The sequence below is a fragment of the Niallia sp. Marseille-Q9988 genome (assembly GCF_976954375.1).
Genome location: NZ_CDRJSZ010000002.1, coordinates 136,500 through 160,507, shown reverse-complemented (window position 1 = coordinate 160,507; position 24,008 = coordinate 136,500). Strand labels below are relative to the sequence as shown.

At 32.8% G+C, this 24,008-nt stretch carries 23 protein-coding genes; 5 read left to right on the top strand and 18 right to left on the bottom strand.

The features are described from left to right. Window positions 1-9 precede the first annotated feature (9 nt). From ACWNMZ_RS03190 to ACWNMZ_RS03160, 7 genes are all read right to left on the bottom strand, one after another. Window positions 10-858 carry a hypothetical protein gene (locus tag ACWNMZ_RS03190; protein WP_235252346.1) on the bottom strand — a complete coding sequence of 283 codons (849 nt, stop codon included), beginning with the start codon at window positions 856-858 and terminating at the stop codon, window positions 10-12. A 48-nt stretch (window positions 859-906) separates the two neighbouring features. Then, window positions 907-1,428 (bottom strand): hypothetical protein, encoded by a 522-nt coding sequence (locus ACWNMZ_RS03185; RefSeq protein ID WP_235252345.1) that lies wholly within the window; start codon window positions 1,426-1,428, stop codon window positions 907-909. 557 nt (window positions 1,429-1,985) lie between these two features. Continuing rightward, the gene (locus tag ACWNMZ_RS03180) at window positions 1,986-2,507 is read right to left on the bottom strand and encodes a hypothetical protein (protein ID WP_235252344.1); all 522 of its coding nucleotides are present in this window, start codon (window positions 2,505-2,507) and stop codon (window positions 1,986-1,988) included. Window positions 2,508-2,647: 140 nt separating this feature from the next. Then, window positions 2,648-2,992: a hypothetical protein gene (locus tag ACWNMZ_RS03175; protein WP_235252343.1), complete on the bottom strand. Its 345-nt coding sequence runs from the start codon at window positions 2,990-2,992 to the stop codon at window positions 2,648-2,650. 42 nt (window positions 2,993-3,034) lie between these two features. After that, window positions 3,035-3,370: a hypothetical protein gene (locus ACWNMZ_RS03170; protein WP_235252342.1), complete on the bottom strand. Its 336-nt coding sequence runs from the start codon at window positions 3,368-3,370 to the stop codon at window positions 3,035-3,037. Between the two features lie 604 nt (window positions 3,371-3,974). Further along, window positions 3,975-4,874 (bottom strand): tyrosine-type recombinase/integrase, encoded by a 900-nt coding sequence (locus ACWNMZ_RS03165; RefSeq protein ID WP_235252341.1) that lies wholly within the window; start codon window positions 4,872-4,874, stop codon window positions 3,975-3,977. A gap of 427 nt (window positions 4,875-5,301) precedes the next feature. After that, entirely contained in the window at window positions 5,302-5,763 is a 462-nt protein-coding gene (locus ACWNMZ_RS03160) for a hypothetical protein (protein ID WP_235252340.1), read from the bottom strand. A 265-nt stretch (window positions 5,764-6,028) separates the two neighbouring features. Between ACWNMZ_RS03160 and ACWNMZ_RS03155 the strand changes: the two genes are divergently transcribed. Next, the gene (locus ACWNMZ_RS03155; protein WP_235252339.1) at window positions 6,029-7,489 is read left to right on the top strand and encodes a helix-turn-helix domain-containing protein; all 1,461 of its coding nucleotides are present in this window, start codon (window positions 6,029-6,031) and stop codon (window positions 7,487-7,489) included. Between the two features lie 698 nt (window positions 7,490-8,187). On the opposite strand, the gene ACWNMZ_RS03150 is transcribed toward ACWNMZ_RS03155, so the two are convergent. The 4 genes from ACWNMZ_RS03150 to ACWNMZ_RS03135 are packed head-to-tail and all read right to left on the bottom strand — an operon-like array spanning window position 8,188 to window position 15,274. Next, window positions 8,188-9,381, bottom strand: a complete 1,194-nt coding sequence (locus ACWNMZ_RS03150) for an SH3 domain-containing protein (protein ID WP_235252338.1) — start codon at window positions 9,379-9,381, stop codon at window positions 8,188-8,190. Window positions 9,382-9,400: 19 nt separating this feature from the next. Beyond that, the gene (locus ACWNMZ_RS03145; RefSeq protein WP_235252337.1) at window positions 9,401-12,475 is read right to left on the bottom strand and encodes a type I restriction endonuclease subunit R; all 3,075 of its coding nucleotides are present in this window, start codon (window positions 12,473-12,475) and stop codon (window positions 9,401-9,403) included. Beyond that, window positions 12,450-13,733, bottom strand: coding sequence for a restriction endonuclease subunit S (locus tag ACWNMZ_RS03140; RefSeq protein WP_235252336.1), 1,284 nt, complete (start codon window positions 13,731-13,733; stop codon window positions 12,450-12,452). Before ACWNMZ_RS03140 ends, ACWNMZ_RS03145 begins: the two co-directional genes overlap by 26 nt. After that, on the bottom strand, window positions 13,730-15,274 hold the full coding sequence (locus ACWNMZ_RS03135; RefSeq protein ID WP_235252335.1) for a type I restriction-modification system subunit M: 1,545 nt from the start codon (window positions 15,272-15,274) through the stop codon (window positions 13,730-13,732). Before ACWNMZ_RS03135 ends, ACWNMZ_RS03140 begins: the two co-directional genes overlap by 4 nt. Window positions 15,275-15,530: 256 nt before the next feature. Here ACWNMZ_RS03135 and ACWNMZ_RS03130 point away from each other — a divergent pair, with 256 nt between their 5' ends. Then, complete coding sequence (locus ACWNMZ_RS03130) at window positions 15,531-16,397, top strand: hypothetical protein (RefSeq protein WP_235252334.1); 867 nt, start codon at window positions 15,531-15,533, stop codon at window positions 16,395-16,397. A gap of 307 nt (window positions 16,398-16,704) precedes the next feature. Here ACWNMZ_RS03130 and ACWNMZ_RS03125 read toward each other — a convergent pair whose 3' ends face one another. The 5 genes from ACWNMZ_RS03125 to ACWNMZ_RS03105 form a co-directional block, all read right to left on the bottom strand. Beyond that, a complete protein-coding gene (locus ACWNMZ_RS03125; RefSeq protein WP_349204540.1) occupies window positions 16,705-17,073 on the bottom strand; it encodes a hypothetical protein in 369 nt (122 codons plus the stop codon). Between the two features lie 112 nt (window positions 17,074-17,185). After that, complete coding sequence (locus tag ACWNMZ_RS03120; RefSeq protein WP_235251865.1) at window positions 17,186-17,551, bottom strand: hypothetical protein; 366 nt, start codon at window positions 17,549-17,551, stop codon at window positions 17,186-17,188. 227 nt (window positions 17,552-17,778) lie between these two features. Beyond that, window positions 17,779-18,801, bottom strand: a complete 1,023-nt coding sequence (locus ACWNMZ_RS03115; RefSeq protein WP_235251866.1) for a hypothetical protein — start codon at window positions 18,799-18,801, stop codon at window positions 17,779-17,781. Then, the gene (locus ACWNMZ_RS03110; protein ID WP_235251867.1) at window positions 18,798-19,991 is read right to left on the bottom strand and encodes a hypothetical protein; all 1,194 of its coding nucleotides are present in this window, start codon (window positions 19,989-19,991) and stop codon (window positions 18,798-18,800) included. Before ACWNMZ_RS03110 ends, ACWNMZ_RS03115 begins: the two co-directional genes overlap by 4 nt. Window positions 19,992-20,210: 219 nt before the next feature. Beyond that, window positions 20,211-20,927 carry a type II toxin-antitoxin system PemK/MazF family toxin gene (locus ACWNMZ_RS03105; RefSeq protein WP_235251868.1) on the bottom strand — a complete coding sequence of 239 codons (717 nt, stop codon included), beginning with the start codon at window positions 20,925-20,927 and terminating at the stop codon, window positions 20,211-20,213. Window positions 20,928-21,088: 161 nt separating this feature from the next. Here ACWNMZ_RS03105 and ACWNMZ_RS03100 point away from each other — a divergent pair, with 161 nt between their 5' ends. Together ACWNMZ_RS03100 and ACWNMZ_RS03095 are read left to right on the top strand one after the other, a co-directional pair. Next, window positions 21,089-21,457: a DUF1878 domain-containing protein gene (locus ACWNMZ_RS03100; protein ID WP_235251869.1), complete on the top strand. Its 369-nt coding sequence runs from the start codon at window positions 21,089-21,091 to the stop codon at window positions 21,455-21,457. A 3-nt stretch (window positions 21,458-21,460) separates the two neighbouring features. Beyond that, window positions 21,461-21,982, top strand: a complete 522-nt coding sequence (locus ACWNMZ_RS03095; RefSeq protein WP_235251870.1) for a hypothetical protein — start codon at window positions 21,461-21,463, stop codon at window positions 21,980-21,982. A 293-nt stretch (window positions 21,983-22,275) separates the two neighbouring features. On the opposite strand, the gene ACWNMZ_RS03090 is transcribed toward ACWNMZ_RS03095, so the two are convergent. Beyond that, a complete protein-coding gene (locus ACWNMZ_RS03090) occupies window positions 22,276-22,656 on the bottom strand; it encodes a winged helix-turn-helix transcriptional regulator (protein ID WP_235251871.1) in 381 nt (126 codons plus the stop codon). A 135-nt stretch (window positions 22,657-22,791) separates the two neighbouring features. Here ACWNMZ_RS03090 and ACWNMZ_RS03085 point away from each other — a divergent pair, with 135 nt between their 5' ends. Next, the gene (locus ACWNMZ_RS03085) at window positions 22,792-23,310 is read left to right on the top strand and encodes a DJ-1/PfpI family protein (protein WP_235251872.1); all 519 of its coding nucleotides are present in this window, start codon (window positions 22,792-22,794) and stop codon (window positions 23,308-23,310) included. A 139-nt stretch (window positions 23,311-23,449) separates the two neighbouring features. On the opposite strand, the gene rlmH is transcribed toward ACWNMZ_RS03085, so the two are convergent. Next, entirely contained in the window at window positions 23,450-23,929 is a 480-nt protein-coding gene (rlmH, locus tag ACWNMZ_RS03080; RefSeq protein WP_235251873.1) for a 23S rRNA (pseudouridine(1915)-N(3))-methyltransferase RlmH, read from the bottom strand. Window positions 23,930-24,008 lie beyond the last annotated feature (79 nt).

The following is a 24,008-nucleotide window of genomic DNA, read 5'->3' as shown; positions in this document are numbered from 1 at the left end:
CTCCACTTTCTATAAATTTCCGGTAACAGCATCAAGAAATGTTTGCAATGGATATTCATTAAATGTAGATAGATCCTCATCCCAGAAACGTGCTTCAACTGAATAGTTATTGCAAGCAATTATAAAATCCCTAAGATCATCAATATTGCCATTTACTAAATCATCGCAGATAACTCGATAATATTTATTGGATTGCAATAACTCTTCAAATTCATAGAAACCCTCATAAACTACCACACGGGAAAATTCGGTTTTGTCTAAAAACATTTCAGATTGAACATCTATAGTCATCTGCTCCAAATTACTTTCATCGAAAACGACTCCTAGTATCCCTTTGTCTTTTCTGTAGTTTTTAATAGCCTTTTGGGTTTTCTGCTTCTCTCTTTCCTCCATTCTTGTATTTTCCTCACGATCAATAAAGAGGACATCTTTACGGCTCTTTGATAGATTTCCAACCCAATTCCCAAAATCTACAGTCAGTGCCTCATCGAACATTGATTGATTAATTACTTGAATATCTTTCATTTTGGACTTACTAAGCATTTCTTGGATTTCACCATTATGAAATCTTATTACATCAATACCTATTAAATGTGACACCAGATTAATAAATGCTGCTATATTATAGAAGGCATAGCAACTATTAAATATAATGGTTGTAGCCTTCTGGGATTTCATTGAATTATAAAGAGTCTCTAAACAGTCATAATCTTTTTCACTATTTCGGGTTTCGTCAAACAAGATTTCAACTATTTCTAAGTTATTTTCCGAACAATATCTTTTCACCTTTTTAAGATCTGATTGTGCTTCTACTGGTGTTAATCCTTTGATATAAACTAATGCGTTATTGGTTTTCATAAACAATCTCCTCCTCAATGATTATTGGTTTTTAATTTTTTGGTTTGCTTAAGATGCCATGTTTTTCGTAATGTATTCCCATAATCCTAGTCTGGATTTATACTTCCCCATAGTTTCATAGACTAAGGTGTCAAATTCTTTTATTGTCCATAATGGATCAACATTTTGAAGGTACTTATGTACAATTTCTATTAACGAATTAGGAATCAATAATATGTCTATTACTTGATTCTTTTCGTTTACAAAATAGTGGGCAACCTTCTTCTGATTTAAAAAGTGGCTCAATTCCTTTAATTGGATTGTTTTATCAAACCAAGAATGATAAATATTCTTATCAGAACTTCCAAACTGCACCAAATAAAGTAGTCCACTGACGGTGCCATTATCTTCTATACTTGCTCTGACATTTGCATAAGGTTTATTAACCATCTTTTTTACCTTGTGATTATAATCCTTAATCACAAACACGATTTCAGGAGTACTACCGTTCATAGCATTATTAATGACTGTTGAGTACATAAAGCCCGTCTTCATTTCCTTAAACATTTCATCCATTTTCATTTTTCTCATAAAAAACCTCTCCTTTTTGTTAGTTAAATTAGATCACTGCCATCTAGAGCAGAGTCAGAATCATTTAATGCAACATATGGTTATAACAAAACCAATAAAAAAAGTCCCCTCTTTTTTATTACAAATAAAAAAAGAACAAACAAAAATTATACATATACGAAACCAAATTGATCGAGTGATAATAGAACACACTCAACCATAGGGAATTATAAGTATGTAAAAACACACACTTTCCCACTTATTCAGTATATTAGTATAATTTTCATTTGCTCTTCTTGTAATAAAAAGAAAGAGACTTATATATATAAAACTAGTGTATAAAAATCAAAATTATTAAATCAAAATATAATGTAATTTACTATGGAGTTAATTCTAGTACAAAATTAGATAATTGTAAAGGTTATTTCTAGAAAAAGTTTCATTTTTTTCGGGAAGGCCCCTAGAAAGCCTTCCTGTAAGTGTATAAAAGTATATTCGATGTATTATAGTAAAAGTATATAACGTCCATGTATAGTTAACAACACCTTTTAAGCAATTAATCTTTCTAAAATTGATCATTAGCCAATACGATACAGATATCCCAAGAGTAATGACAAGATAATGCTAAAAAATAAAATCCTCCCTAACCAAGATTTTTTCTTTTTACTGTCATCTTTTCCTTCCTTATCATTTTTTGCTTGAATGTAACCTTTAAGAATACAAAACCAAGAATATCCACCAATCATCAAAAAGAGAAAATAGTAGAAATAAGTTTTTATATCACCGGTAAGAATCACCATAACGAAAAATAAAATTGAATATGCTACAAATTTCCACCCAAATAACTTAAGTACCATTCCTCTAGGAAAGGAACTTTCGAATCCCTCCCTATTTGCACGCAATTTAAAAGATAGTAGGATATTAAAAATCACTCCTCCTACAAACATCAGAAAAAGTGAAATTATATAGTAATCAGTAGTTAGAATAGTAGAATGAATCCATGCCATTGGTAAAAATACTGTTGTGAAAATTAAAGAAAAATAAAGCATAATTACCAGTAAGGCTACCTTATGCCATTGTTTTTCAACTAATATTCCCATGAAAAGTACCCCATTTCGTTTTATTATATTGGATATAGAATTAATATTTTCTATATCTCCCTTTATTCCGTGTTCATATTGTTAAATTTGCGACATACCGATTAGGAAGTATATCCTCCAGCGATCAAAGGTTGTCATCTTTAACCAGTTTTTAGTTGAATTGAAAGTCTAATTAATGTAAAAGCCTGATACTCGGTTAGGCCCGCAATCTTCTGCAGCAGTTCTCTCCTATTGACATTCCATTTAGTTACCTGTATTTCATCAGGAATTACAGCAACCACCTGATACCTTAACCTGTCTTTAAAAGACATACCGTTTGAAGATTCACTACCACCCCATGTTTCTTTTACCATATTTATTTCATCTTCAGTAAAAAGGGAAAGTATTTCTCTTTCGGTTCTAGTTGCCATTCTTGCAGCCGCCCGAAGTTTTTTATTAATAAAATCAATTTGGCTCTTCGTATACGATTGGGATTTACTTTCCATTAATTCGTACCCCCACTATTTTTTCTAATTAGATAGCATCCTCTACTGAAAAATATCCATAAGATAACCAATTGGTACATCAACATCACTGTGTAAGTCTATTGATTTTTTTATAATGCTGTATTCTAACCCATATTTTCTGCATAGATTTGAAAACCTTTTAAAGGTTTCCCAACTGCCTAGTTCCTCTAAGTCATAAAGTAGAACCCTATCAATTATTGTTATATCCATTGATTTGAAATAAATTTCCAAAAGGTTAAGATCAACCATCAAGTGCATTTCTAGTTTTTTATTAAAAAAACTAGCATGTTCCTGCAATCTTTCTGTTACATCTGGATACTTCTCTGAATAAAATGTTAAGCCGAAGTACATTCCCACATTATCACCCTCCGAATTTTATTTGATGACTACTATAGCGTGAATCTAATCATCTTCAAGTTTTTTATCTATGAAATTGCAATTTATGTGATTAATAGATAAAAGGCGATGGCTTAATCATGGAATAACAAACCGTTAAATATTGAACTCATCATATTACTTTGGATAAAAACTAAAGGTCTTGTTTTTGACGGTTTGGGGTGAAAATCGGGGAGAATGAAGCAAAAACATTAAATGTCGTTTAAAATCTAATTTAATCTATTTTATTCGGCTGTATATTTATTTCGATATTACTTAAAGTGTTTACCATGAATATTTTTTTCACTAGCCAATGGTATTTTATTTACTACCAAAAGTGGCTTTTTAAATATTAATTTCATCCCGTTCTGAAAGAGGCATGAGTAGAGTATTTATCTCCAATTGACTTTCATTAACATCTATTAGCAGCGATTATAACGGTTTTAATGATTATAGTGATTATAATCATTAAAACCGTTATTAATTCTTATTAACAATTAATTTTCAAAGGTAAAGGTTGTTATGACTATTAACAGGAGCCAGTACCAAACATAAAAGCACTCATTGAATTGAGTGCTTGCTTTACTTAAAACTCTGTTCGTTTCAAGGCATTTTGCAACTCCTGAATTGAAGGTGTTACATAAACTCTTGTCGTCTCAATGCTACTATGGCCTGCAAGATCCGCAATAGATTGAATATCAACACCATGCTCGGCTAACTGTTTGCAATATGTGTGTCGAAGTGAGTGCGGCGTAATCTCAATTCCTAATAGATTACTATATTTTTTAAATATATGCTGTACTGCTCTTGTAGTTAAATGATTACTTTTACTACTCACCAGCAAATATTCGGATTCTTGCTCCCTGACCTTCAGCCAGTTAACTATTGTATCCTTAGTATTTTCAGTCAAAGGTGTGATTCTGTGTTTATCCCCCTTACCGTTTATTCTGATAATTTCCTTTTGGATATCTATATCAATAATTCTAACATTGCAGATTTCCTGTACGCGAAGGCCTAAATTTACAGCCAAATAAACTATCGTTTGATGCAGCATACCCTTTTTGTAATTTTGTTGCTTTGTCAACTCAATGGCATGTAGTAATCTCCCAACTTCTTTTCTTGTAAGCCAACGTATGTTATTCTGTTTTTGTATTCTTTTGATTTTAATATTATTGGAAAGATTAACACTTGTTGATCCAACAGTTAATAAAAATTCCGACCATTTCATTAATGCAACCAATCTTCTATTAACAGTTGTTGGAGCAATTGAGTCATCTGATTTAAGTTGTCGTTCATAATCTTTCAAATCTGTAGAAGTAAGCATTGAAATTAAATGAGGTTGCTCATATCTTTGATGGAGCCATTTTAAGAAGTGGTTTAAATCTTGAGAGTAACTTTTAATGGTGTTTAAACTTTTATCATTCTTAAAAAGATACGTTTTGAAACTTTCAACTGATTGTGAAATAGTTGCTGAAGCCGTGTTCATTATAACAATCCTCCCTGCTATGTTATACGACGAAAAAGGTATTTCTTAATTAGGTGTTATGCGACGAGAAAATATATGAAAATGAATTACTCTTGTCGCATAAACCATATTATCTGACAAACTTGTTGTTGGTCGTATTATAGCGCGTAAGAATCACTTTGCCAGCGCCTCTCGTATGTAATTAAATATTTTCTGATATTGAAATAAATTTATGCTTTACTGCTGAATATAATTTAATTGTTCCTCTGTTACTCTATACTCGTCACACCCAAAACCGAAATTCAAATATAAATTATATGTGCCGTCATTGTTGAGGCTAGCACTTTTTGAGTTTGCATGACGGTACATTCCCCTTACCGATTCTAAATCTGAATTCAATAGTAGTTCCATTAATATCACCTCCACCTGATAAACATCATAAAAAATTTTATTTATAGTAAGTAAAACTTATATCATTCACTTCCTTCAGTGCATACCGTTCTACTAACTCGTTGTGTTTTAGTTCTGCTAGTTTTAATTCATCTTCATTACAAAATGTTTTTAAGTTGGTTCTCTGAACATTATAAAGAGCACATAAGGAAGCCTCTTCCAATTTCTCTTTTAATTCTTTACCATTTTTTTCATCAGGGTGTTCTGCTGCGATATCAGAATAGTATTCTGATATTCTGGATTGTACTTCATCAACCATTTCCTCAATCTTTTCAAAAAGTAGGCTAATTGCTTCAGCCTTACTTTCGGCTATAAAGTCGTTTGTATAGGAAGAACTATCTGTTCGGTCTATAAGAAACCTTCCCTCCTCCTTATCAATATAAAATCCTACATAATCATATTCGTTACCAACATCTACATTAAACAGATTATCCAAATCATCTTTAATTACATCTTCCATTAATCATCCTCTCCTTCCATTTTGCCAGTTTAATTGGCTTACAATTGTTATAGCATAAAAAGAAAAAGACGAGGTGAGTATGAAGACAAATAAGTGTGACGGGTTTCGTGAAAATATGAAAATCAGAATTATACATGATATCCTTATTAAAACCCTATTTAAAGACTATTAATAACAAAATAATAAATAAGTACTCTTCTATGCAGTTTTTTACAGTCATATTTAAGAATACTTAATATGTTTAGATAGGGAAGGAGTGATTAAAATGGAAAAAGATATTAATGCTATTGTCAAAAAAATGAACGATCTGTTTATTACAGAGAGAAAGAAATATATTATTCAAAAAGAGGACGGCACATATAATTGGTTGGATATAAAAACAAATGAAAATACTAAAGTATTCCATGATGGAATGCTTATTTCACATTTAAATCGAAAATATACATACGGTATTTTTTGTGGAAGGGCAGTTACAAAATTTATATCCTTTGACGTTGATGTACCATCAAAGGAAGTGGTGCAGTCCATATATCAAGTATTAAATCAAATCGGAATCTCCTCAGAATTTATATATACAAGTTGGAGTGGTACAAAGGGCTATCATGTAGATGTCTATTTTTCAGAAGTCATAGGATATTTAAATATGGTTAAACTTTTCGATTATGTAGAGTATAAAGTACTTCAAATTCATATCCATATCGAGGAGAATAAAATCGAATGCAGACCTAGTCCTAACCAAGGACTGAAACTTCCTCTCGGCATCAATCGAAAAAGCAAGGATATGAATAGTAATGTTTGTTGGTATGTAAACAATGACTTTCAACCAATAAAAAAACTAGATTATATTCTAGATATTAAACAAATTGACAAGAATCAAATCCTCACGATAATAAAAAGACTTCCAACTATAGAAAGCGAAGGCGTTTCTAAAAATGAACCGGGTACAAAAAAAGGGATTAGTGATAGTGCCACTCATTATAAACAGATAAAACTTAGTGAGACACAGAATTACTTACAGAATTTATTGGATTATGGGCTGAGGAAAAAAGGTACAAGACATAAAAGCCTTCTAGGGCTTGCTAAATTGTTAAACACAAGAAATCTAAGTAGCGAAAGTTGTGAAAAAGAACTAAGAGAGTGGATGATAAACCAAAAGAAGGAATATTATGATACCCCATTGGAGACATGCTTTAAAGAGATTAGCAGAATCGTGGAAGGGGTTTACTCAAAAAATATCGTCCTTGGGAAAGGAGAACCAAAAACCAAAATAACAATTTCAAGAAATGACTTACTAACTATTCATCAGTATCCTAAAAAATTTCACAAAACGATTAATGCGCTCTTTATTCATTCAAAACGTTTTGCAGATGAAAACGGTGAATTTTATATGACATATGAACAAATTTCGAAGGCTGCACCTTGTAGTCTTAGGACAGCAATGGATCATATTAAAAGCCTTGAGGAATTAAAAATTATTAACGTTACTAGATCACCTGTCCTATTTGAAGGTGAGACACCATATAACTTACCAAATATATACCAATTAAGCCTTGATTTGGTGGAAAGTGATAAAGATATCGCTATTACAGTAGATGCACCTGTGCTGGAAAAATACAGTCATATTAGAACCATACTTACTCTTAAAGCATTCCCTAATGAAGAGTGGATGGACATAGATAATATATTAAAGAAGACCTTACATAAAAACACTGAAACTAATAAATAAGTACTTTTCTATGCAGATTTTTACAATATTATTAATTCATATCCACATGGTGTAACTATAAAGAATCCGCCAGCATAAATATTTAAGTTACTCACTAATTAATCCTAACCATAAACTTATAGAGGTTCTTAACAATTGCTTAAAAGCAACCGGAGAAAAATTTCATTATCCAAAAATAAAAAAGAACAAGGATTTTCACTCCTTGTTCTTCAATTTTGTGGATTAAGTTTTTGGACCTTTTTTAGGCATCTAAAGACCTCATCTTGATTTAATATATACTCTGCCAAAATTGAATAAAGGTTAAGAACCATTTCCTCAAAAGTAAAGTAACCCTTGTTAAAACAGATTATGTTAAAAGTGTCCATTTCCATATTACTATTCTGTTCCCTTGCTAAATGATGGTGTTTGCGGAAGATATAAATTAAATATAAATATCTGGTTTCTTTCCGCCTGTCTGTGTCTGTTAAACTAACATGGTCGAACCTAGTAAAAAGGATATTATATTGTTGGTGGTTAAACTCAACAAATTCAGTGTCCCTTCCTTTTACTTCTAAGTGCTCCCTTTTCATGAGTAATCTCCTCCAGTGTCTTAATAATTTGAAATTCTCATGTAAACAGTTGCACACCAACATTCGATTCCCTTTAAATATAAAGAAAAAGAGTAGTATAGAAATACCACTCAAATTGAAAAGGTTATTTTATTTTTTTAGTTTCTCTAAATATCTTGTATATACCCAACCAGTAACAATTTGTTCATCTTCATTTTCGTACTCAATTAGTGTCCAATTTTTATTCTTGTAAAGTACTTCTACCACTGTACCAAAATTAACTTGTCCAACTGGCTCAGAATTTTTCCTTTTAGTTATTCTTACAATCATTTTATCTGTACTAACAATACGGTAATGTAATTGTTCTTTATTATCTAATACAAGACTTTGATATTCTGCCTTAATTACCTTCAATACTTTTACTTTATTTTGAACCATTGTTTTCATTATAGAATCCTGTACTGTTTGCATAAATGGTGTTGCTAAAAATAGAATTATACCGCATATTAGGTTCATTAAAATTTGCTGATAAAGTGGCTGTTGTTTATTTTTTTTCACTTCCGATATTAGTGCATTAATTTCTATACTATTTTGCTGAATAAGTAGGCTGCTTTCATGAATGGCTCTGTTAACAATATCTTGTACTTCATCCCTTGTGTATTGTGCATCTTGATATTTAACACTACCGTTTTCTTCGACTTCTATCTCTTCAAATGAAATGTCATTTAATAAATCGGTAATTGCTGAAATATCTACCGTTGCAATATCAATATTCTTTGTCCTTATATTATCAAAGACATGGCTAAGGTTCGGTAACAGAGAACTTAAATCGTAATGTGCCATATTATTCATGCTTTGTATCTGTTCACTTAAACGCTGTAGCGGCATAGTTATTCCACTTATAGATTCTAACGATTTTCTAATACCAGAGAAATCAAACTTTGCGCTTATTTGACTTAATGCACTTGTCGCTCTAGCCATTTCCGAAAATGCGTCTGAGTGCAGTATTGTACCTAGATTTGAAACTTCACTTATTGTAGCAATTGAATTACTAAGGTCAATTAAACTCATTCTTTTTTGGAAATCATATATAGGTAATTGGATTTTACTTAATTGACTAACAGCCTCTAATAAACCACTAGAATTAAAGTAACTGTATGTTTCTAATAAAGGAAATCTCATTCCTTCCATCATTTTGGATACAGTTAGTCCAATGGATTGAATTTCTTTTTGAGCATTAAGCATTGGACTAAAATCTAATGGACTTATTAATTTGCTGACGGGCTGCACTTGCTCGTTTAATCCTGAGAAACTATCAATGATATTATTATTGTCTTTCCCCAAATAAGTCCCTCCACTTTACTTATGCATCAATTGGCCAATCCTTAAACTGTTCCTTTGCTTCCTCCACAAAGGCATTGGTCAAAAACTTCAACTGCTCTGGCTTTATCTTATTTTTCATTAATGTAGCCTTTACTGCGAGATTAACTTTTGATAAGATATCTTGACGGTGTGGGTTGGTCCAATCAACTTGAAATTCTTTTTTCATATTTTCCACAACTTGATGGACTAAACCTGCCATAAACTGATTGTCGAATGTAGCGTTTTCCATATTTGCGATAATTTCATAAAACGCTACTTCCTCCTCAGTAAGTCCTAAATCCATTCGTCGCTTTGTCTCTTCGTCTAAGTTATTTCTCATCTCAACCATAAAGCGAATAACATCTGCTGCTGATATTACTCTGTTGTGATACTCTTCGATTGTTTTCTTTAACATTTCACTCATCTGTTTACCTTTTGGATTTTTCTTTTTAAACTTAACCTTAATTTCATCCTCCAAAAGTTGTCTCAACAATTTCATGCGTAAGTCAATATGGGGTTTTTCGACTAACCCTGCCAAAAAGGCATCATCTAATACTGATATGTTAGGTTTTTCAATTCCTGCAATTTCAAACAGATCCAAGGCACCATAAGAACTTACACTTTCATTTACAATTTGTCCTAATTTCTTTTCATAATTGTTATCGTTTTGGCCGTCTCCACCAATTGGTTGTGATATTTTGCGGAGTTGTGTTTTAACAATGTCATATAATAAAACTTCTCCTGAAACTGCAGTTACAGAGGAAAGGTGAGAAACAAGTTTATGGGATTTAGCAAGTTTGACTTGTGCTTCTAAAAATACCTTTTCTTCACCACCTAAAAAGTGATTAACCACCTCTGCAATAAAATCTTCCCGTTCAACTTTTGGCAATGCTCGCCACTCATTTAAGGACAGGTTATTAGGATAAAGTTTTTGAGGGATAAGTTCTCTTACTTCTTGTAAAAAGCCCCAAAACAGTCCTTCTGCTTGCTCAATGTCAAATGTTAAATCTCCTTTACCACCACTGTCAGTATACTTTTTAGTTGCTTCTCTAAGTTGGGTTGCAATTCCAATAAAGTCTACAATTGTTCCACCTTGCTTACCGGGGAATACACGGTTTACACGTGCAATTGCTTGCATAAGATTGTGACCCTTCATTGGTTTATCTACATAGAGGTAGGTTAAAGGCTTAGCATCAAAACCAGTAAGCCACATATCTCTGACTATAACAAGTTTGAGCGGGTCCTTTGGATCTCGTAATTTTGCTTTTACAGCCTCTTGATCCTCTTTAGATTTAATATGGGAGTAATCACTACCCTCTTGTTTTTGACGCCATTCTTCCGGGTCCTTTGATACATCACCAGTCATAATAATTTCAACAGGAGGACAATTTGATAGTTTTCGCATTTCATTATAAAGAGCAACACAGTTTTCACGACTCATACATACAATCATGCCTTTTGCTTCCGGTGTTACTGCTTGTTTTTCAACAAAGTGCTCTATAATTGTTTTTGCTAGTTCCTCGACACGTTCCTTAGTTCCAGCCAACTTAGCGAGAGCCGCCCATGCTCTGCGATGTTTCTCAAGTTCGTCATTACCTTCACCAGTTCCTAACTCGGCAATTTGGCTATCTATGTCGTCGTTAGTTACCCCTAATCTAATCAGACGTGATTCATAATAGATGGGAACTGTTGCATTGTCCTCAACTGCCTGAAGCATATCATAGGTATGAATCGTATGACCGAACACTTCATTCGTACTTCTTCCTGCAAAATCAACCGGAGTACCTGTAAAACCGATATGGCTGGCATTGGGTAGAGCCGTTTTTATATGGCCTGCATATCCGGCATCATTATATTGTGTTCTATGTGCTTCATCTGCTATCACGATAATATTCTCTCGTTCAGAAAGAACAGGATGAATACCTTCGGCCTCTTTCAAACGAAACTTTTCAATAGTGGTAAATATTATTTGCCCAGACTCATTTTTTAAAAGTTCTCTTAAATCGCTAGCAGAATCAGCCTGTTTCACATGACCTACAAGGTTTTTTCCCTCAACAAAAGTGTCATGTAATTGATTGTCTAAATCAGCCCGATCAACTTGAATCACTACAGTTGGATTTTTCATTTCACTGTGCCGAATTAAGATACCGGCAAAGAATAACATAGATATTGATTTACCTGATCCCTGTGTGTGCCAAATAACTCCAATTTTTCTATCCCCATTTGGCCTCGTTGCTCGAATGGATTCTTGGACAGCAAAGTTCACACCAAAAAACTGATGATACTTGGCTCCAATTTTTGCTTTCGTTTTACCATTGTCCATAAAGACGATAAAATTACGAATATAATTTAGTAGGCGGTCTTTTTGAAATAAACCCTCTACAAGAGTTTTCATTGTATTAGCGATGTTATTGTCTATCCTTACGCCGTCAATAGATTTCCAAGCAGAAAAAAATTCTATTGGTGCAAATGGCATTCCATGTAATGTTGTTATTCCGTCCGAAACAACAGAAAACGCATTATAATTAAATAGTTGGGCTATGTCATAGGTGTAATTTCTGACTTGTGTGTAGGCGTCCTGAACTGTGGTGTTTTCTATATAAGGGCTTTTTAATTCAAAAAGTATAAGTGGTAATCCATTAATATAAACAAGGATATCTGGTCGTCGTGACATTCTCCCTTCAATAGCCAATTGATTCATTACCACAAAATCATTTTCTAAAGGCTTTTCCCAATCGATAGGAGAGATATGGTAGAATTGGTCTTCATCATTCTCTTGCTCAATTTTAAAATCTATCCCTTTTGTTAACACTTCATGAAATCGTTCATTCCGTTGCTCAACTGTAACTCCGTCAACATTAGTAATCTGAGATATCAAAGCAGGCATATGTTCTTTTGGAAAGGTAGGATAAGTATCATAAAGATACCTTTCCAACCTTTTCTCCATAACAACATCTGCTAATGACGGACGTGAACCCCACTCATAAGCGGGAACATAATCATATCCTAAGTTTTTTAACCTCTCTATCGTCGTTTCCTCAAAATCAGATTCATACAGACGGCTCCGGTTGCTCATTCAAAATAACCTCCTTTACTTTTTCTGCTACTTCTGAAAGATCTATTTCAGCCGACAAAAGACGTGGAAGCAGATAGTCCCTCGTATCTGTCAACGACAATATTTGTTCATGATTCGTTTTAATTAAACTTTCGTATACCGAAACCCTACTCTCATATTCATTGATTATGGTTTCCACTGGGACAATGACTTTTAGGTTTTCTAACTCTCCTTTATTAATAGAGTTAAAAATAGTTCCTGAACCATACTTATCTTCTTCACTAAAAAGTGTTTTTAGTGTATATAACAAAAAAGAGGGATTATTTGTCTTTGATGAAATGGCACTTAAACCACGTCCAATAACCATTTTTGTATGTGCTATATTAAGTCGACCAACAGGTGCTCTGACACTTATTAGTAAATCCCCTTCCTCAGCAACACGGAGAAGTTTAGTACTATGTGTGATATTAATCGGAAATCTAATTCCAAAATTTGCTACACCTTGATGAAAAGGAAGCCCTTCACCTTCCTGATTATAAAACTCAGATTTAGGTGATTGTCCCATTAGGATACTTGCAATATCTTTCAATGACTTTACTTCCCAACCTTTAGGGATTTCTCCTAATTCCGTATCAGTAAAGTCCCCATCTTGAAATGGTCCGAAATCAATAAACCAATGCTTGTAAAGTGTCATTGCCATATGTTCTAGAGTATTGTTCATCGCATGGTTTAATTCAATTTTGCTTTCTATTGAATCAATTATATTAACAATTTTCTCTTGAATTACCTTAGGCGGTATAATTAGTTTGACTTTCTTCAAGTCTCTTATAGGTAATTGTGGTTGAGCACTCCCTGAAGTAAGGGACTTATATTGTTCTTTTAATAAGGGACTCTTTAACAAATGGTATAGATACTGAGTTAAGATATCACTATCAGCGTTTCTTAGTATTACCATACCTGAATTTATTCTAGCAAAATCGTAGTCCAATTTATTATGAAAGAATCCAACGTTCCCGACAGTACCACGTGTAGTTATAATAATATCATTAACTTGAATCCTTCCTTTTCTTAGTAAAGAATCCCTTTCCTTAGATATAAACTCACAATCATTTAGAGATATTTTATCTCCTATTAAGTTTTTATTATTTAAGAATGGGCAGTAACCAGTAGATGTTAGTTCGTCTTTTTTGGGATAATTTTTTCCCCTGTCACCATCAATAATATTTATATTTAACTCTTCTAGACTCTTAACTGTCCAATTTTGTGAAAAGGAGTTCACACTAGTCCCTCCAAGTTCTTTAATATCTTATCCTGAAGGCGGTTACTATCTGTAAATTGCTCCCGAAGCCTGTTTGTCAATTGTTCCATTTTTTCCTCATAGGGTATATCTTCTTCCTCAACTAGTGCTGTTCCAACATATAACCCCGGTGTTAATTTATAATCATTCCCTATTACTTGTTCAACAGTAGCAACTTTTGTAAATCCTGCCTCCTCTACTAAATTACCATCAATGTTACGAAATTCATGATACGCATTTGCAATTTTCTCAATTTCCTCATTGTAAAAAGCCTTTTGTCTTCTACTTACAAGTGATCCCATCTTTCGTGCATCTATGAAAAGAATCTCATTCTTTCTTTCTCTATAGTCTTTAGAGCCATGTTTATTTTTACTTAGGAAAAATAAGCAGCAAGGAATTCCTGTTGTGAAGAATAGTTTTTCAGGTAATTGAACAATACAATCAATATAATGATCATCAACGAGTTTTTGTCGAACTTCTTTTTCACCAATTGTGTTAGTAGTCATTGCTCCATTAGCCATAACATACCCTGCTGTTCCGCCTTCTTTTAAGTGATAAAGGAAATGTTGCATCCACATATAGTTAGCGTTCGTATTAGTAACTGGACCGATTAAACGCGGGTCATCCTTGGATATTCTCTCTGCCCCCCATGTATCAACGTTGAAAGGTGGATTAGCAATAACATAATCCGCCTTCAAGTCTGGATACTGGTCGTTCAACAAAGAATCACCAAGACGTATTTCTGCATTCATACCATGCAATAGCACATTCATTTTTCCTAATCGTAATGTTGTTTCAACATTTTCTTGACCGTAGAAAGATAATGCATTTTTTCTTTCAGAATATATTTCTGATTGAATAAACATTCCTCCTGAACCACATGCGGGGTCAAACACTGTTCCCTCAATTGGTTCCATCATTGCAACAAGAAGTTTTACAATTGATGAAGGAGTGAAAAATTCTCCACCTCTGTTCCCCTCACTTGATGCAAAGTTCCCAATGAAATATTCATACGTTCGACCCAAAACATCTACACTATCTTCCTGACGTGCGCTAAAAACATCTCTTGAGAATATTTCAATCAGACCTGCAACATTTTCTGATGGTAAGTTAGAACCTTGAAAAATACGTGGCAAGATTCCTTCCAATTCGGGGTTTTCTTGCTCAATCAATTTCATAGCATTATCTAAAATTCCTTTAATATTGCTATCATTTGCTTTTTCAACTAGATAAGACCACCTTGCTTCTTGCGGGACCATAAATACATTTTCTGATCTATATTGGTCAGGGTCGTTAAGTATATTCTCTCTAACTTCTGGATCTTCTGAGTACCAAATATTATCAGGCTCATTAACCATCTCTTCAACTTGTGCTCTACGTTTATCAAAACGTAATGAAACATATCTTAAAAATATTAGTGGTAATACGTAATGTTTATAATCTGATGGAGTAATACTTCCTCTCATCCTAGTCGCTGCATCGAATAAGTCTTTCTGAAAATCTATATCTGCTTTAACAGCCATTATTAAATCCCCCTAGTCATTCCTCAGAATTTCCAACTTTCTTCCTATTTTATCATATTTTTTGTCGTATAATATAAATAGATTATACCTCTATCCAATGGTCAATGTGCTTATGTAGAAATTATAGAAATTTTCTTCCATGTCTATTTTTCTTACAAGTAAAAATAGATTAAGAGAGTATATTTGAGACGTTTTTAACTGTTCTCACCAACCTTAGATATATTTATTCTTAAAAACTTTTAAATGAGGTGTTTCCATGAATAATAGAAGAAGATTAAATGGTGAAGAGACTTGGTATAGACTTCGAGAATGGTCTAAAGGACAAGCACCTGCTGAAAGGCTTGCCGGCAGCGTTTTACATTCAGAGGGTTACCTATCTATTGACCCATCCCATCCATTAGGAGGACCTGATGGAATTAAAGATTTAATATGTAATAAAGATGGTGTTTCTTGGGTAGGCGCATGTTACTTTCCCAGAGGACAGAAATCCTTTAGCACAATTAAAGAAAAGTTTTTAAATGATTTAGAAGGCATAGAAAAAAATAATGTACATGGTCTTGCATTTATCACCAATCAAGAACTAACACTTTCAGAGAGAAGCCAACTTAAAGATCTCTCTACATATCAAATTGAAATTTACCATTTGGAGAGACTTGCTAGTCTTCTGAATAATCCAGTTAATTATGGGACTAGACTAGAATTTCTAGATATTGAGATGACCTCAGAAGAGCAACTTTCTTTTTTTGCTCAAAGAGACCAACAATTAACAAGCAGAATTGAGAGTTTCTTATCGGACATGGACAATTTTAAAGAAGTTATATTAAATAGGGCCATTCAATATGAAGATAGAGAAGAAGAAGAAATTAGTTTGGCAATAGAGGAATTAATTGAAAAAGTTTGGTACAACCGCCATTTAGTTCTGAGATACAAAGTAGAAAATGGAATAGAAAAAGTAAATCCAGAAATTTGGAAAGGCGCTCTTTCTTCTGCCAAAAGGGTTGAAGAGAAATTCGGGATAGAAAATTTAGGACCTTATGATGATTTTGAATGGGGAATGCTTAATGGTAAATTGTCAGCCCTTCGGTGGGTTCTAGGTGATGATTGGGATATGTTAGATACATAAAGTAATCCTTTTATTTAGGTACCCTTCCAACTTCATAGACTTGCAATAGAGCGGCATTATTTTATAGCCTTAGACGGGGTTCTAACGTGTCAATCACTTATGAGAGTAAGAGATATACCAAGAATGTTTAAAACATATTCTAGGGGTCTTTTAAGGCCGATTTTAGCCTTATTTTATGCTGTTAAGAGGCAATGGTTAAGAAGGACCCTATTTTTTTATGTATAGTTAAAACTTTCTCTCCTTTTGCTTTTTATAAAAATGATCTGTCTTTAGTTTTTCCTTTCTATCTATTTTCTAATTTGCTTGCTTATGTGTTCACAACATTGTTTTGATAATCAATTAAATTGGATATGTAATTAAGTTCCTCTAAATTGCAGTAATACTTATGTCCATCTTCAACTTTGATTTGTACTGGATATTGCTCAATTTCCTTGTCAATTTTAACATCAATATGACCACAAACTCCTGAATGGACAATGTCACAAATATCCTCAACATAAAAGTTTCTAAGGATCATTATCAAATCCCTCTTACTAAGAATGAATTCTTCTATATCATGACCATCATAAAGTTCAAATAGAACCGTATTACCTGTTGCGTAGGTTATCGTTACTCTAGTTGCACCATTATAAAAATCATTAATTTCTATTAATTCTTCTATACTTAATTTAAGCAATATCTCACCCCCTTTTTCGTTTACTTCTACATTTAAGCGATGATTACTGCATTTTAAAACAATAATTTTATAAACATATCCGGAAATTAAGGCAAATAAAAAGACAAGGATTTCACTCCTCGTCTTTGTCCAAATAAATTGGATTCAATTTTTCAACCAGTTTTAAACACTCGAAAATCGCAGCATCACCTAGAATATACTCGCTCAAGACAGCATCTATATTTTGAGTAAGATCTTCAAAGGTTGCAAAAACATTGTCACTAATCTCTGTATTGAAAACTTCAATTAAAGAATTCTCTTTATCAATCTTTGCTAGCCTTTTGTCGAACACAAATAAAAAGTACTGATATCGAGAGAACCCCTTGTATTGCTTCCAGTTGATTCTTTTAAAGCGTGTAATAATAAATTGATAATCTTCGTGATGGAATTCAACAATTTCATTTTCCATTGTTTTTCTTGAGTGATTTGTTCGCTGCAAGTGTATCTCCTCCATTATCTTTTGAGAATTTATTCATGACGACTCTTCAAGAACATGGAGTAAAAACCTTGATTTTAAGGGAGATTATCTATATATAAAGTTGAGTTTAGGGTCTGTTACCCCCTTTAAGTGATTTTCCCTTATTATAGTTACTAAAAAGAAATAAAAAAGTCGTTAGTTAGCAAGTAAATAAGAACTTGTTAATTAACGACTTATTGTAATAATCCTTAAACAACATCTAAAAATTCATCCATAGTCATTTGCTCATAATTTTCAAAGATATGTTGTCCAGTTTCTAGGAATTTATCTGAAACTAGAAACCTTCTCACAATATTCACCTTTTTTCCTTCAACAGATTCAAAAGCATAACTTTGTTCATGAATTGTAACATTAATCCCAAACTGGATAATCTGTTCGATAATCTCTTTTATGTAATTGTGAATCCAACGCCTCATTTTTTGTTTAAATGGAGAAGGTAATTGTCCCCATACCGGGTTAATTTTTTCACAAATGTCTGTGCTTGTAAAAGAAAATGGTCCTGATCCAATATTTCTTCCAATAACACTCCTTAATGAATTGCGTACTTGGGTTTGTAAAATATCTTCATTTTCTTTTTCTAATTGACCATTGATATCAACTGGAACAATATATATTAGACTATTGTTTAGTAAGGTGTTTTCATTTATAACCCTGTAACTCTCTAATTTTTCTCCCTTTCTCACAGTAAGATATAAACCATCCGGTTTAATCTCTATTCCAAAAATATCATGAGTCATAGAATGGCCTAATTTATCCTTTACTGTTTCACTTATAGATTCCAAAGTTTGAGACATTTTCTGCTGTTTCTCTTGATTAACACCGTAAACAATTTTTGCATTTATATCTGACTTGGTTTCTAAACCAAAAAAATCTCTTAAATGATTTGGTGTAAGACTTAAGTATCCAGCAGCCTGTCTCGTTCCATGGTGACTCCAATCAACATCGAAGTTACGAACTTTACATTCAATTAATAAATATTCTTTATCATTATCTTTATATAAAATTACTTCTGGAGTCACGGCTTTCTTTTGTCCAATGACTTCTTTGAGTTTTTTTATGCTTCGTGGTTCAAGTGGTATTGGTTTCTCGATATGTTTTAAGACATAACCCTGCCTGTTAAAATAAGGATAAAAATTAGATTCTTTTGGATAGGGTAAACTTAAATGTATTAATAAATTCAATTGAAATAATGGAGATAATTCCGTCTTCATTGACCTATACCACCTATTACATTGTTTAGTATTTCTTCATAGGGAATATCTCCAACAAACACATCAATTTGCGGATCTAAAAATCTCTGAATGTTTGTTACAAGTCGATGTATTGTATTCCCACATGTACCTTTGGGAAGAAAAAGAATAAATTCCTCTAGACTTAAATCTAGAACAACATTTTGCCAGAGATGAAGGTCTACTCCGTAAACGTGAACTCGTTCCTCACTAATTCTTTTTACTTCTCCAAAAATTTTAAATGGCTCTCTTCCCTTTGGGAAGGTGAATTCTATAAAGTTATTAAATACATTACTACTTAATGGTTTGCTAAATTTAATTGTAACGGGGCTAGCCTTAAATGAATTATTAATTAGAATATCCTTACTCTTAACTTCTTCCATTTCAACCCATGCTTTCTTTTCTAAACGCTCAGTCATATTTTGATAAATTGTGACAATTTGTTTTAACTGCATACGATGATCAGAAAAACTATCGGATCGATTTGTAAATTTTCCATTCTGGTAAACATCATGCCCACCTTTTCCAATATGACTTGGAAATCGTAAACTTCCTACTGAGTGGAAAGAAGAAAAATATCTTCTAACACCTTGCAGTTTATCAACTATACCACCTATCTCTTCAACCAAAGATACCGATGAAACCTTATGTTCAATGATTTCATCTTTGTTAAGGTGATTTTTCTCAAACATTCCATTAAACTCAAACTTCATTTTTGTGAAACGTTCTGGATGATGAAGTGAAGTAATTTCTTCTAGAAAGTTGTCATACATTTTTCCAGAAATCCATAAAGAATCCAAAATTGTAGATTTTTTAACTAATGCACGTGTAAGGTGATCAGAATACTTAGAAGATTCTGTTGTATATAATGTACAAAAACGCATATTCAGTTGCTCAATAAATCCAATTATCTTACCACTTTCATAGAAAGCAAAAAGTTCCTCATCAATTTGCTCAAGAGTGTGTTTGGAATCACTAAATAAACTATTTACGTTTAATAATTCTCTTGTTACATGTTTAGAATTAAAAAGACTCTCATCAAATGTCTCAAAGACATAAGATTTTAAGAGTGTATTTTTCATTTTATAATTATCAATTTGCTCTTTTGAACTTTGTGAGTATTCTTCGAGGTAATTAAATACTTTTTCTCTAGACTTCCATTGACTTTCCAATGTAACGTTCCCCCTAAGTAATACGGTTCTATGTACGAAAAAACCCTCCTCATGCAATGATGAAGAGGGTTCCATGGGAACTGTGCGCTCAGTTGCGCGGAGTGCTAGGACTCAATGTTCCCAAACATTGAATGCGCTCGATTACGCGGTGCGCCAAGGCACAACATACTATATTATACACCTACAATGTACTACATATTCCATATAATTGCAATATTTTTATTCATCTATCGTAGCAGCGGTGGTTTCATAAGCGTTCTGTTTTAGTTGTTCCTTAAGTAGTTCATTTTCTTCCAATAACTCTTTGTTCTTCTGTTGCTCATCAATTAATTTATCTTGGGTTTCAGTATAAATACGAAACATGTTTGGCATAAAGTGTTCCATAATTGTTATATCAATTTCATCTAAAACTTCTGGTCTGACTTTTGCCTTTTTCCCGTCTTTTTCATGTTGGTATAAAACTCGGTTTTTATCTATTCCACGAACAGCCTCTAAACATATTCCACTCCCATGCTTCAATCCGTCAGCAGTATCAGCATCTATATGTAGAGGATCATCATCTCCGTGTTTTCCAGAAGAAATCGGCGCAACAAGAAGTTGTCCTTTATTATTGTCATAAAGAACCACTGCTGGATGCAAAAATGTCAATTCTTTATTAAAATGTCCAAACAATTCTACCTCTACAATATGGCCTCTAGAGAGGTTTTTTCTAAATACGTGAGATATTCGCTTAGATTGATCTTTTACGTACCTCTCTAACCCCATTAACCAACGAATACCATAGTATTGGTTTTTCTTTATTATTTCATTAAATAATTCCGAAAGTAGTTCGTTTGTATCTTTAATTAATCCTAAATTTTCATGCATCTTAGGAATATTTTCATTTGGAATTCCTCTAAAGTCTTTCAGTTTTGTTCTGTATTTATTTGTACGCAAACCGACCTCTCCCATATCAAATATGTATTCTCTTTATCTATTATACTCTTTTACATACCATTCCTAAAAGAAAATTTTGGATATAAAACTTACTAATTACTTAAAAAATATGGAAAATTTTTGATATAATCTTACTGAAATACCAATTAAGGAGGATATTTATGAGTGATGACAAATTAAGGTTTTTAGAAGAAAAAGTTCAACATTTAGAGTTCAAGTTAGATTTAATGTTTCATGATTCCAATATTAATAGAGTTCTTTATGAATATGATATTACTAAAACTCAATATAATGAAATTATGAATCTCATGGACTATTTCCGAGATAAAATAAACCAAAAAAAGGAAATTAGTAATGCAGAATATGAATCTGAAATTTATAAAATCACTGGAAATGAAGGGGATTACCATCTAGCCGAGTACATCGCAAAAGCATTTTGGGAAGATGAAAGATGGGATGAAGTTTTTCCAGCACTATATGGTAACTTCCCAAAATACAGGCATATTATTAGTGAGAAGGATGGTATTTAACTATTGGACTTAAATACTTTAGGCAGTATATCAAGTATAGTCTCTCTAGGTGGGGCTGTAATTTCATCAATATTCGCTTCCAAAACTGTGAAATATTTTAAAAACACCACATTGCAATATTCCTACGCTGATATCCTATCGAGAATTAAAAATATTGCTGAAGAATCGCGTGAGAATAAACGAAAATATATTAGAGGTAGTGAAAAGTCTTATGAAAAAATAATAACTAAGTTGAATAATGTTTTATATGATTTACCTATTAACGAAGATGAGATTAAATCCTCTATTGAATCTATTATCAATAGAATTGATGATTGCCTCAAAGAGCAGATCTCCATTCAGCAAATAGACGAAAAAATTGCTACTATTGAAGGAAGAGAAAAATTCAAAGACATTGACACCATATTTAGGGAAATTGTCGAGATAATTAAAGGAAAGTTATCAATCCTACAAGATAAAAACTCAAATAATTTATTTAGTTGGATTAAATATAGGTTTCAGAAGAAAAGTAAAAATGATCATTAGAGAAAATTTAAAATTAAATAATAACAGGGAAATCCCGCTGGATTGCCCTGTTATTATTATTGAACTAAGGTTTTAATTTTTCTAACCAACATTTATTAATCCCTAATTCCACTCGTTGTTTTACCACTATTTGTGATACGGTTCAACTAAATTCACTGGTAATATATATGTTCATACCTAATTTCCATATAAATAAAAGGAGACCATAATAGTCCTCTGGTTTCTTACCTCATCACTTTTTAATAGTAATTCCTTTATACACAATACCTTTTCAATTAAACACTCTATCATTTTTAATTTGATTTCCCTATTTCTCTTTTGATTTCTTCTATTCGTTTTTTTCCCCAATCATACATCATTTCCACAATTGGAAGTAACGTCATTCCCAACTCAGTCATTGAGTATTCCACTCTAGGCGGAACTTCTGGATAAACCTCTCGATGTACAATGCCGTCTTCCACCAATTCCTTTAATTGATTCGTTAAAATTTTATGGGATATTTTTGGAAATAATCTTTGTAATTCACTAAAGCGGTGCGGACCTTCAACACCTAAATGCCATAAAATCACAACTTTCCACTTTCCACTGATAATCGATAAAGTAAGTTCTTTTTCACAGTTGTAATCACCATTTATTATCTTCTCTTTAATTTCATCTCTAAGTGTATCCGACATATTTTCTGCCTCCGCTTTCAATTGTTACTTTAAGGTTACCCTGTTACAAAAAAGTGCATTCTTCCCAGAATAACAAACAGGTTGTAATATATATTTGTGAGTTAAAGACAAACTATTTTAGGAGGAATAACAATTATGAGTAAAAAAGCACTTTTAATTATACCACCCGAAAGATTTAATGAAGATGAATTATTTAAACCAAAAGAGGCACTTGAAAAAGCAGGAATAGATGTAACAATTGCAAGCACAAAAACTGGCGAAATTATTGGCGATTTTGAAGGTAAGGCAATATCCGAAAAGGTCTTTACCGATACTACAGCAACCGATTTTGACGTTATTTCTGTTATTGGTGGTTCTGGCACAAATGATCATCTCTGGAATAATGGAGAATTATCCACGTATTTAAAGAAAGCACATAATGATAAAATTCTTGTTACTGGAATTTGTGCTGGTTCAGTTTCTGTCGTGCAAACTGGCTTACTTGAAGGTAGAGAAGCAACTTGCTACCCTGTTGACGTACAAAAAGACCAACTGAAAGCAAATAATGTAAAGTATGTTGAGAAACATGTTATTGCACATAGTGACATTATCACAGGTGACGGCCCAGATGGCGCTGAAGAATTTGGAAAAGCACTCGTTAATGCAATAAACTAACTTAAAAGATGATAAAAGCCTTTGGTGTATACCAGAGGCTTTTTCAATTTTTAATCTTCTCTTATTCCTCATTTTATGTTAGTAAATAACTTATCTAACCACTGATTATCAAGTACAATTTCCACTCTCTATTTTACCACTATTTGTGGTACGGTTCACCCCTATTAATCCGAAAAGCCCGATAAACCTGCTCCACCAAAATCAACCGCATCAACTGATGAGGAAACGTCATCTTACTAAACGAAAGCTTATCATCTGCCCGCTTCAACACCTCATCACTAAGCCCCAAAGATCCACCAATAATAAAAGTAACCTTGCTTTTTCCATATGTCCCTAGCTTATCAATGGTATCGGCTAGCTCCTCTGAAGACTTTTGCTTACCTTCTATAGCTAGTGCGATAACATGTGCATCAGCTGGGACTTTGGCAAGGATTCGTTCGCCTTCTTTTTTCTTTACTTGCAGCATTTCTGCATCACTTAAGATTTCTGGTGCTTTTTCGTCTGGAACTTCAATGATTTCTATTTTAGAATAGCTTGAAAGTCTTTTTGTATATTCTTCGATTCCAAGCTTTAAGTATTTTTCTTTTAATTTTCCAACTGTAACAATTGAGATATTCACATGCTTTCCTCACTTTACAAACAAGATATCCACATAAGTTATCCACATATCCACATTTTTAATCCACATATAGTATGGA

Bases quoted from the DNA above. Each gene is read 5' to 3' on its own strand.
- ACWNMZ_RS03115 (WP_235251866.1), bottom strand. From the start codon at position 18,801: ATGAAGACGGAATTATCTCCATTATTTCAATTGAATTTATTAATACAT.
- ACWNMZ_RS03090 (WP_235251871.1), bottom strand. From the start codon at position 22,656: ATGTCGGATACACTTAGAGATGAAATTAAAGAGAAGATAATAAATGGT.
- ACWNMZ_RS03100 (WP_235251869.1), top strand. From the start codon at position 21,089: ATGAGTGATGACAAATTAAGGTTTTTAGAAGAAAAAGTTCAACATTTA.
- ACWNMZ_RS03130 (WP_235252334.1), top strand. From the start codon at position 15,531: ATGAATAATAGAAGAAGATTAAATGGTGAAGAGACTTGGTATAGACTT.
- ACWNMZ_RS03155 (WP_235252339.1), top strand. From the start codon at position 6,029: ATGGAAAAAGATATTAATGCTATTGTCAAAAAAATGAACGATCTGTTT.
- ACWNMZ_RS03175 (WP_235252343.1), bottom strand. From the start codon at position 2,992: ATGGAAAGTAAATCCCAATCGTATACGAAGAGCCAAATTGATTTTATT.
- ACWNMZ_RS03135 (WP_235252335.1), bottom strand. From the start codon at position 15,274: ATGGCTGTTAAAGCAGATATAGATTTTCAGAAAGACTTATTCGATGCA.
- ACWNMZ_RS03145 (WP_235252337.1), bottom strand. From the start codon at position 12,475: ATGAGCAACCGGAGCCGTCTGTATGAATCTGATTTTGAGGAAACGACG.
- ACWNMZ_RS03180 (WP_235252344.1), bottom strand. From the start codon at position 2,507: ATGGGAATATTAGTTGAAAAACAATGGCATAAGGTAGCCTTACTGGTA.
- ACWNMZ_RS03160 (WP_235252340.1), bottom strand. From the start codon at position 5,763: ATGGAAGATGTAATTAAAGATGATTTGGATAATCTGTTTAATGTAGAT.
- ACWNMZ_RS03185 (WP_235252345.1), bottom strand. From the start codon at position 1,428: ATGAGAAAAATGAAAATGGATGAAATGTTTAAGGAAATGAAGACGGGC.
- ACWNMZ_RS03190 (WP_235252346.1), bottom strand. From the start codon at position 858: ATGAAAACCAATAACGCATTAGTTTATATCAAAGGATTAACACCAGTA.
- ACWNMZ_RS03165 (WP_235252341.1), bottom strand. From the start codon at position 4,874: ATGAACACGGCTTCAGCAACTATTTCACAATCAGTTGAAAGTTTCAAA.
- ACWNMZ_RS03085 (WP_235251872.1), top strand. From the start codon at position 22,792: ATGAGTAAAAAAGCACTTTTAATTATACCACCCGAAAGATTTAATGAA.